Source organism: Roseibaca sp. Y0-43 (assembly GCF_020667835.1).
Taxonomy (GTDB): Bacteria; Pseudomonadota; Alphaproteobacteria; order Rhodobacterales; family Rhodobacteraceae; genus Roseinatronobacter.
This window is the reverse complement of the sequence record NZ_JAFMPR010000024.1, coordinates 1-10,118: the sequence shown is the minus strand read 5'-3', so window position 1 is coordinate 10,118 and position 10,118 is coordinate 1. Positions and strand designations below refer to the sequence as shown.

The 10,118-nt window shown below is 62.3% G+C and carries 8 protein-coding genes; 3 read left to right on the top strand and 5 right to left on the bottom strand.

Translation table 11 applies throughout. The annotated features are described in order from the left end of the window. The first annotated feature begins 145 nt into the window (after positions 1 to 145). Together J1C52_RS14820 and J1C52_RS14815 are read left to right on the top strand one after the other, a co-directional pair. Complete coding sequence (locus J1C52_RS14820; RefSeq protein WP_227428707.1) at positions 146 to 853, top strand: hypothetical protein; 708 nt, start codon at positions 146 to 148, stop codon at positions 851 to 853. A gap of 19 nt (positions 854 to 872) precedes the next feature. Beyond that, positions 873 to 1,529 (top strand): ABC transporter ATP-binding protein, encoded by a 657-nt coding sequence (locus J1C52_RS14815; protein ID WP_227428706.1) that lies wholly within the window; start codon positions 873 to 875, stop codon positions 1,527 to 1,529. Positions 1,530 to 1,592: 63 nt separating this feature from the next. On the opposite strand, the gene cydX is transcribed toward J1C52_RS14815, so the two are convergent. The 5 genes from cydX to J1C52_RS14790 form a co-directional block, all read right to left on the bottom strand. Further along, complete coding sequence (gene cydX, locus J1C52_RS14810; protein ID WP_227428705.1) at positions 1,593 to 1,700, bottom strand: cytochrome bd-I oxidase subunit CydX; 108 nt, start codon at positions 1,698 to 1,700, stop codon at positions 1,593 to 1,595. Positions 1,701 to 1,722: 22 nt separating this feature from the next. Continuing rightward, positions 1,723 to 2,874: a cytochrome d ubiquinol oxidase subunit II gene (gene cydB / locus J1C52_RS14805; RefSeq protein ID WP_227428704.1), complete on the bottom strand. Its 1,152-nt coding sequence runs from the start codon at positions 2,872 to 2,874 to the stop codon at positions 1,723 to 1,725. Between the two features lie 5 nt (positions 2,875 to 2,879). Next, a complete protein-coding gene (locus J1C52_RS14800) occupies positions 2,880 to 4,490 on the bottom strand; it encodes a cytochrome ubiquinol oxidase subunit I (protein WP_227428703.1) in 1,611 nt (536 codons plus the stop codon). A gap of 111 nt (positions 4,491 to 4,601) precedes the next feature. Continuing rightward, the gene (gene cydC / locus J1C52_RS14795) at positions 4,602 to 6,242 is read right to left on the bottom strand and encodes a thiol reductant ABC exporter subunit CydC (protein ID WP_227428702.1); all 1,641 of its coding nucleotides are present in this window, start codon (positions 6,240 to 6,242) and stop codon (positions 4,602 to 4,604) included. Then, positions 6,239 to 7,897 carry an ABC transporter ATP-binding protein/permease gene (locus J1C52_RS14790; RefSeq protein ID WP_227428701.1) on the bottom strand — a complete coding sequence of 553 codons (1,659 nt, stop codon included), beginning with the start codon at positions 7,895 to 7,897 and terminating at the stop codon, positions 6,239 to 6,241. Before J1C52_RS14790 ends, cydC begins: the two co-directional genes overlap by 4 nt. A gap of 236 nt (positions 7,898 to 8,133) precedes the next feature. Between J1C52_RS14790 and J1C52_RS14785 the strand changes: the two genes are divergently transcribed. Next, positions 8,134 to 10,118, top strand: a 1,985-nt coding sequence (locus tag J1C52_RS14785; RefSeq protein WP_227428700.1) for a calcium-binding protein, incomplete at its 3' end; no start/stop codon positions are given.

The window sequence follows — 10,118 nt, the reverse complement described above, 5'->3', positions numbered from 1 at the left end:
AAGCCGAGGAGAAATATAAGGAGGCCTTGAAGTCAGACAAAATTGCAGCTTGAAATACGAACTCAACAGTCTCCGGCGAAACCGGAGCGGTTCACACTGGTATTGGAACAGGGTCACACGGATAACTTACGACCAAGCCTCTGGCATGATGCTTGTGAAAATACGTGCAAACAATCCCGAGACCGCTCAGGAACTTGCAAGCTTGGTGGTCGCGCAAAGCGAGCAAATGATTAACGGTCTGAATGAGGCTGCGCGCAACGACGCGACGCGAAATAGCGAGGAAGACTTACAAGCCGCGCTAGAGCGTCTTCGGACGGCGCGCGAAGAGTTGGCCCATTTCCGAGCACGCACACAAATTCTGGATCCACAGGCCGATATTCAGGGCCGCATGGGCGTTATGAACGTGTTGCAGCAGCAGTTGGCAGAAACACTGGTCGAATATGACTTGCTCATCATGCAAAGCGATAGCGGCAACGACCCGCGTCTGGGCCAGCTTGAACGCCGAATAGAGGTTATTCGAAATCGAATCGACGAAGAACGGCGGATGTTTACGCAACAGAATGTGACAGTGGATGAAACCGACTATCCCAGCCTGATCGCGCAATATGAAGGCCTGCTGGTCAACCAGACTTTTGCAGAGGCGACCTATCAAGCTGCACTGACCGCGGCCGACGCGGCGCGCTCAAATGCAGATCGTCAATCCCTGTATTTGGCGACCTTCATCCAGCCGAGCTTTGCCCAGAGCGCACAACACCCGCAGACCGTACTTCTGATCTTTCTGACAGCTATGTTCTCATCCTTGGTATGGGCGATCATGTCTCTTGTCTACTACAGCCTAAGGGATAGAGGTTAACCGTAAGGCTCTGAAGGACATGATAGAGTTTCAGAACATATCCAAAGGATTCTGGGTTAACGGCTATTTTAAACCGGTGATACATAATCTGAATCTGCGCCTTCCTAGCGGTAGCTCGTTGGCGTTGCTGGGGCGCAATGGCGCGGGAAAATCCACCTTGCTGAATATCGTCGCCGGCACGATGCGTCCGGATACCGGCCAAGTGGTCAGTGATAGTACCATTTCGTTCACGGTCGGTTATGCTGGCAGTTTTCACAATCACCTAACTGGCGAACAAAACACCCGCTTCGTGGCCCGGATCTACGGCGTCGACAGCGACGAACTCTGTGAGTTCGTCGAAGACTTTGCCGAGATCGGGGAGCATTTCAAGATGCCGGTGCGGACCTACTCATCTGGGATGAAGTCGCGACTTGCATTTGGAATTTCCATGGGAATTCCCTTTGGGACCTACCTGATAGACGAGGCGACAGCGACGGGTGATGCAAGGTTTCGCCGGAAAAGCAAAGAAGTCTTCCGCAAGCGCATGGAAAATGCCAGCGCGATCATGGTCAGCCACAACATGAGCGACATTCGCAATTTCTGCGATGCGGGGCTCATTCTGAACAATGGTGAGATTGAGGTTTTTGACAGTGTCGAAGATGCAATCGAACGTCATCAGGCATTGTTGGAGAACTGACGAAATTTGCCGAGAGGCGAACAACGGAAAACCCCGCGCCAGTCTGGCGCGGGGTTCTTTTTTTCAGTCGTCGGTCAGTTTCTTGTCTTCGCGCATCTCGAACCACATGGCGTTCAGGACGGCGAACATGGCGGCCAGCGGAAGGCCAAGGATCCATGCGAAATACCACATTGTCGTTTTCCTTTCAGTTGGCTCAGTAGGCGTTCTTGTTGCCCAGCATTTCGTCTTCGTCGACCTTGCCCCACAGCACCTTGTAGACCCAAGCGGTGTACATCAGGATCAGTGGCATGAAGATCAGCGTGCAGACCAGCATGATGAACAGGGTCAGGTGCGACGAGGAGGCGTCCCACACCGTCAGCGACGAGTTCGGGTCAATCGACGAGGGCATGATGAACGGGAACATCGTCAGGCCAACGGACGAGATGACGCCGGTGATCCCCAGCTTCGACCACAGCAGGGCCGAGACTTCGCCCCCACGGGCTAGGCCACGCACGGCAAGCGCCATGCCGACAAAGCCCATGATCGGGGCGATGATCGCCCAAGGACGCACGTTATAGGCATTCAGCCACGACCCTTCGCGCACCACTTCGGACAGAAGCGGGTTCGACGGGCCATCGGTCACGACCTCGCCCACCATCTGGAAGCCGGTGATGCCAAAAGCCAGCCACAGGCCTGCTAGCGCATAGCCCGCAATCGCCACGACCCCGGCCCAGAAGCCGATCAGCCGCGCACGCGCCAGAATTTGGGGCGCTTCGACCTTCACGGCCAGCCATGTCGCACCATGGGCCACCAGCATCGACAGCGACACCACACCGGCCAGCAGCGCGAACGGGTGCAGAAGCTGGAAGAACGTGCCTTCATAAAGCGAGAACAGGTTCTCGTTCAGGCGGAACGGTGCGCCCAGCAGCACGTTGCCCACGGCCACGCCGAACAGCAGTGCCGGAACCGCGCCACCCACGAAGAGCGCCCAGTCCCAACCCGACCGCCAGGATGCGGACGGGCGCTTGGAGCGATACTTGAACCCCACGGGCCGCAGGATGAGCGCGGCCAGAACCGCGAACATCGCAAGGTAGAAGCCCGAGAAGCTGACCGCGTAGAGCGGCGGCCAAGCGGCGAAGATCGCGCCGCCGCCAAGGATGAACCACACTTGGTTGCCTTCCCAGACCGGGCCGACCGTGTTGATGACCACGCGGCGCTCGGTGTCGGATTTCGCGACGAAGGGCAGCAGCGCGCCCACGCCCATGTCAAACCCGTCCGTCAGCGCGAAGCCGATCAGCAGCACACCCAGCAGAAGCCACCAGATGAGACGCAGGATTTCATAGTCCATAAGTTGGTGAAGGATCATTGGTCTTACTCCGCAGGCGTGCCGAGGGGCACATTGCCGTCATGGGTGCGCAGCCGGTGGGCATGGCGTGCCATGGCGATTTCGGTTTCCTGAACGTCCTGCTCTGGCCCCTTGCGGATGTATTTCACCATCAAGGACATCTCGATCACCAGCAGCACGGTGTAGAAGGCCACGAAACCCGTCAGCGTCAGCGCGACCGAGGTGATCGACAGGTTGCTGACCGACATGGCCGTGGGCAGAACACCGTCCACCGTCCAGGGCTGGCGACCGAATTCGGCCACGAACCAGCCCATTTCAGCGGCCAGCCAAGGCGTCGGGATGGCCGCTACGGCACCCCAGAGTGCCCAGCGCGGGAAATCGCGGCTGCCGAAATTGCTGCGGATGAAGAAGAACAGCATCACACCGATGAACGCGAAACCAAGCGCCACCATCACGCGGAAGGCCCAGAACAGCGGCCAGACAGTCGGCACGGTGTCATCCGCGGCTTGCAGAATCTGCGCTTCCGTCGCGTTGCGCGGGTCGTCGGTGTATTTCAGCAGCAGGAAGGCATAGCCAAGGTCTGCGCCATAGGTTTCGAAGGTTTCGATCACCTCGGGCGCAGTGGCCTCCCGATCCTGACGGATGGTCAGCAGCGCGTCATAGGCGATGATGCCGTTGCGGATACGGTCCTGCGATTCCAGCACCAGATCGTTGATGCCCGGAATTTCCTTGGTCAACGACCGCGTGGCGATCAGGCCCATCGCATAGGGGATGTGGATCGCGTAGTGGTTTTCACGCGCTTCCTGATCCGGCAGGCCAACCAGCGTAAAGGCGGCAGGCGCTTCGTGGGTTTCCCACATGCCTTCCATCGCGGCCAGTTTCATGCGCTGCGTATGCGTGGCGTTGTAGCCCGATTCGTCGCCCAGCAGCACGACCGACAGGGCTGCGGCCAGCCCGAAGCTGGAGGCCACGGCAATCGACCGGCGTGCCATCTCGATATGGCGGCCCTTCAGCAGATACCAAGCCGACACGCCCAGCACGAAGACCGACGCGGTCACGTAGCCCGCGCTGACGGTGTGCACGAATTTCGCCTGTGCCACTTCGTTGAACAGCACTTCGAAGAAATTCGTCATCTCCATGCGCATGGTCATGGGGTTGAATTCGGCGCCGACGGGGTTCTGCATCCAGCCATTGGCGATCAGGATCCACAGGGCCGAGAAGTTCGACCCAAGTGCCACCAGCCAACCGACGACAAGGTGTTGCACCTTGCTCAGCTTGTCCCAGCCGAAGAACCACAGGCCGACGAAGGTCGCTTCCAGGAAGAAGGCCATCAGCCCTTCAATGGCCAAGGGGGCACCGAACACGTCGCCCACGTAATGGCTGTAATAGCTCCAGTTCATGCCGAACTGGAATTCCATGGTGATGCCCGTGGCCACGCCAAGGACAAAGTTGATCCCGAACAGCGTGCCCCAGAACTTGGTCATCTGACGCCAGATCACGCGACCGGTCATGACATAGACCGTTTCCATGATCGCAATCAGCAGCGACAGACCAAGCGTGAGCGGCACGAACAGGAAGTGATACATGGCCGTCATCGCGAATTGCAGACGCGACAGCTCGACGATCCCGAATTCCATATCATTTGCTCCACTAAATCAGGGGATTCCCCCCGGTTATGGGCAGAGCAATGCGCCTGAAATCGAGTCGCCACCTTGATCCATGTCAATAAGTCGTAGGTTGGGTTCTAGTTATTGCAGCGCCACGATGCGGTCGGCTGTCGCAGCTTCGCGCGCGTGATGGCTGGCCATGACGATCATGGCGTCCGGCAAATAGGCGCGAATCCCGGTCAGCACCTTGGCGGCGGTGGCATCGTCCAGCCCTTCTGTGGGTTCGTCCAAGAGCAGCAGCGCCGGGCGACGGAGTAGCGCGCGCGCCAGCGTCAGGCGTCGCGCCTCGCCCCCCGAAAGCCCTTCGCCCCTTGGGCCAAGGGCTGTGTTCAGGCCTTCGCGCGCGTCGATCACCTCGGCCAGCGCCACGGCCTCCAGCACCGCCCAAAGCTCTGCGTCGGTGGCGTCGGGGCGGGCCAGATGCAGCGCCTCGCGCACGCTGCCCGCCATCAGGGCGCTGCGCTGGGGCAGGTAGGTGACGGCCTGTCGCAACGCGCTCTCGTCCCAGCCGGCCACGTCCAGCGTGCCCAGCACGATGCGGCCCTGCGCGACCGGGTGAAGCCCCGCAACCGCCTGCAACAGACTCGACTTTCCGCAGCCGCTTGGGCCGGTGATCGCCAAGGTCTGACCCGGTGCAAGATCGAAAGAGAGACCGCGCAAAATCGGGGTCAGCCCGCCCGGTCGGGTGAGCGATACGTCGGTCACGCGCAACTGCCTTGGCAGCGACTGCTCGCCGGGGCTGGGCGGCATATCCAGCGCGAGCGTGGCGCGGACACGGCGCGCGGCCTCTGCCATGCGGCCCAGATCGGCCACGGCACGACGCAAGGGTGCGACGGTTTCGGCCAGCGCCAGCATGGTGAAAAAGCCAAGCGCCGCGATGGCGGGCGCAAACTGGCCGTGGCCGACAGCCCAAACGCCCAAGCCCAGCGCGCCCGCTGCCATCAGCGTGCCCAGCAGGGCTTGCGCGGCACCGGTGCGCCGCTCGACCCGGTCCAGCCGGTCGCGCAAAAGCACCTGCCGGGTATGGGCTGCCTGAACCGACGCCGCCTGATCTTGCAAACGGCCATGCGCGGCCAGCGTGTCGCGGCTGCGTATAAGGTCGATCAAGCGCGCGCGCATCGCTTGCATCGCGGCCTCTGCCTGGCGCGAGACGGGCGCGGCACGCGTGGCGGCAAAGCCCAGGATCAGCGCGCTGCCGCCCAGCCAGCCAAGCAGCGAAAAGGCCGCGATAGGCAGGCTGACCAGCCACCACAACAGCGCGAAGGCCAGCACATGCGTGGCGATGGCAGCCGCCACGGGCAAGACCAGCCGAAGCGAGATGCCATCCAGCGCGTCGATATCGGCGGTCAGCCGTGCCAAGGCCTGCGCCCCGCGCAGCCGCACAAGCTGCGCGAAAGGCGCGGCCAGCATCGTGCCCAGCAGCCGCAGGCGCAGCGTTTCGAGCGCGCGCAAGGTGGCGTCATGGGTCAGCATCCGCTCGCCATAGCGCGCGGCGGTGCGGCCCAAAGCCAGAAAGCGGATCGCGGCAGAGGGGCGGAACACGTCGAACACCGCGCCCATGCCCAGCAACCCTGCGGCAGCGGCGGCGGTGATGAACCAGCCCGACAGGCCCAGAAGGGACGCTCCCATGACCAGCACGACAAAGCTGAGAAACGCGCCGCGCAACAGCGCCTTGCGCTGGTCACGCAGGACAAGACGGAAGATATGCCACAGCGCGCTCATGCGTCCTCTCCCAGCCGGATAATGCGGTCCATCTGCGCGGCCAGCCGCATGTCATGCGTGGCCACGACCAATGTCGCGCCGCGTTTCGCTTCGGTCAGAAGCGCGGTTGAAATGTGCTCGGCCGTTTCCGGGTCCAGATCGGCGGTCGGCTCATCGGCCAAGATGACATCGGGCCGCGCAAAGATCGCGCGCGCCAGCAGCACGCGCCGCCCCTCGCCGCCCGACAGCCCTGCGCCGGTTTCGCCCAGCCTTGTGTTCAACCCTTGCGGAAGTGTGGCCAGCACCGGGTCGAGCGCGGCTTGGATCAGCGTGGCATCCATGTCGCCCATCTCTGGGCGGCCCATGTCGATATTGCGGCGCAGGCTGGCATTCAGGAAATGCGGGGCTTGCGGCATCCAGCCGATGCGGGCGCGCCAGCCATCGGCATTGTCATGGGTCAGGGTTTGCCCTGCAACGCGCACCTGCGCCCCCGGCAGGGTTTGCAACCCGGCCAGCACGCGCAGCGCCGTCGTCTTGCCCGCGCCGGAAGGGCCGACCAGCGCGACCGTCTCGCCCGGTTGAATGTCGATCTTGGGCAAGCGCCCGCCCGATGGCAGTGCAAGCGCCGCCATGTTCAACGACGCAGCGCCCGGTAGCGGGGCCGCCATGACGCCCGCGCCCAAGCGGTCGTCGGGGCTGGCCTTGCGCCAGTCGGCCAATTCATCGGCCACGGCGTCGGCTGCGGCCTTGTCATGCCACGCCGCCGCCAGATCCCGCAGCGGTTGGAAGAAATCGGGCGCAAGCAGCAACAGGAACATGCCGACAGCAGGCGACAGGGGCGCGCCCCATGACCCGAAGGTCACAACATCCAAAAGCGAGAAGCCCACGAATACCGCTACCAGCGCCACGCCCAGCGCCGAGAACAGCTCCAGCACGGTCGAGGACATGAAGGCCACCGCCAGCACCGCCATGGTGCGGCGGCGCAGGTCGTCGGCCTTGGCGGCAAAGCCCATCTGCACCCATGGCCCCGCCCCCAGCGCGCGAATGTCGGGCAGGGCCGAGAAACGCTCGACCAGCAAGTCGTTCATGCTGCCAATTTCGACAAGCTGCTTGGCGCTGGCCTCTTTCGCGGCCCAGCCGACAAGCGCCATGAAGACCGGGATCAACGGGCCTGCCACCAGCAGCACCAGCCCTACGGCCCATGCGTGCCAGAACGACAGCGCAAGGATGACCGGCGGCACCAGCATGACGCGCATCCGGGCGGGCTGGTAGCGGGTCAGATACGGGATCAGCAGGTCCAGCTTTGTGCTGCCCAGCACGCCCACCGCCCCTGCGCCGCCCAGACCCGCACCAGAGGCGCGCGCCGTTTCCGTCGCGATCACGTCATCGCGCAGCGACGCCACCAGCCCGCGCGCGCTGTCTTGCACCATGCTTTCCGCGATATAGCCCAACCCCGCCCGCACCACGCCCAGCACTGCGAAACCAACGACCAGCAACCATGCCGGCGGCCCGTCGGTGGGCAGCAGAAGGCCCGCGAAGAGCAGCGCCACCAGCCATGCCTGCACCGGCCAGACAAGTGCCGCGGCAGCCGATAGCAGGCTTGCGCGGCGCACGGGCGCGCGCACCGGCGCTTCCAGGGCGGTCAGGGGTTTGGGGGTGGTCTTTGCGCGTGTCACGATCGTGCCAGATAAGTCGGGTTTTTTTTGCCAGTTATGAGATCTTGCGACCGGGCGACTTGATTCAGATCACATTCAGGAAAAATTGACCATCTGCAAACCGGGCCGCTGGCCCGCCTGCCCCCCGCAAAGCCGCTAAAATCGTTTTCAAAAGCCAGTTTCGCGCCCGAATTGGACCCCCTCCCGGTCCCACCCCCTGCGCATCTTGCATGGAGGGTGAAATTGTGGGTGAAAAGATGTCTTTGCATCTTGGGGGTGTCCTGGAAACGGGCATCGACGTGTTGGACATAAACCTGTCCGACACCGTGATCTTGACAACGGAAAATGGCGTTTTCGTTGTGACAACCACCGGGTCGGGCGGTGGGCTGGTGGTCTACCGCATGGGGTCGAATGGCCAGATGCAGGTTGCGGATTCGCAACTTTTTCCCGGCAGCCTGCAAGGGGCCATCAGCGCGCAGATTGCCATCGTGGAGCTTGGCGGCGAAACGCTCGTCGTTTTCGGCGGCGATAGCGACGACGCTTTCGGCTATGTTCTGGGGAACAATGGCCAGCTTGGCGCAATGCGCCGCGTCGATTGGTCCGCACTGCAAGAGGGGGCAGCCCAAGGCGCACCCGGCGCCTTGCAGGCCCTCGCGCTATACGACGGCATCGCCGACCTTCTTGTGGGCACGCAGGTCTCTCCGGGCAATCTTGTCAGCGTGCAAAGCGTTTCGGGTCATGCACAAAGCTTTGTGCTGACGCTGGACAGCGCGTCGGGGCAGGTGTTCAGCCACGTCATGAATGCGAACGGCAGCATGAGCATGGTTGGCTCGATCGGGGCCATAGATGGGCTTGCGCTTGCCAACCCGACCGCGATGCAGATCGCCGAGTTCGACAGCGGAAGCTATGTCGTCATCGCATCCGCGACCGGCTCTTCGCTCAGCGTGGTGGAAATCTTGACCGACGGCAGCATGATCCCTGTCCAGCAAGTGATCGACACTGCCAGCACACGCTTCGCCAATGTGCAGGACATGACCCTTGTGCAAGATGGCGACCATGTCTTCGTGCTGGCCGTTGGCGCCGATCACGGGGTCAGCCTGTTTCGGCTGCTGCCCGACGGGCACTTGGTTTTTGTCGAGGCGTTCAGCGACGACCGCTCCAGCCTGCTGAACACGCCCCGTTCGATTTCAGCGGCCATGATCGGCGACACGCTGCATGTGTTCATCGGCACGCAGAACACCGCCCAGATGGTTCAGCTTCAGTCGGATCACTCGGGTCTTGGCATGGTCGAGACAAGCTCTGCCTCTGGGGCGGATCGGCTGACAGGCGGCGCTTTGGATGACATCCTGCTGGCCGGGTCCGACAACGACACGCTACAAGGCGGTGGCGGCAACGACATCCTGTCGTCAGGCGTGGGGCGCAGCACCCTGACCGGCGGCGCGGGCAACGATATTTTCGTCATCCGCGCCGAAAGCAGCACCGTGCGTGTGACAGATTTCAGGCCCGGCCAGGACCGGCTGGACCTGAGCGACTTGCCCATGCTGCGCAATATCGACCAGCTGGAGATCGTCCCCACCGCGACCGGCGCGATCATTCGGTTCCGCGATGTCGAGATCATTGTCACCTCGGCTGATGGCGGGACGCTGCGCCGCTCGGACCTGTTTCCCAACGGATTGCAGGGGCCGGACAGCATGATCATCGTCATCGGAGAGCCGGAACCCCTGCCGGGGCCGCCCGACCCGTCTGACGGGGTGGAATTGATCGGCGGCAACGGACATGACACGCTTTTCGGCGATGTCGGACCGGACACCCTTGTCGGCAATCGTGGCAATGACCGGCTTTATGGCCTTGCCGGAAACGATTCGCTCAATGGCGGAATGGGCCATGATTGGCTTTGGGGCAACGATGGGAACGATACAGTTGACGGCGGTACTGGGAATGATCGTTTGTATGGCGGTACTGGGAATGATCGCTTGTTTGGTCATGACGATAATGACAGCCTACACGGCGAACTAGGCGACGATCAGATCTTCGCGGGCAGTGGCAACGACGAGGCATTCGGCGGCAGTGGAAACGACAGCCTCTGGGGTGGCACAGGTGATGATCTTTTGAATGGTGGCGATGGCAACGACACGCTTTGGGGCGATGCGGGAAACGATACCTTACTTAGCGGAGATGGAAATGACCGCATTTCCGGCGGAGATGGAAATGATCGAATCGCCGGGGGTAACGGCCGAGATCT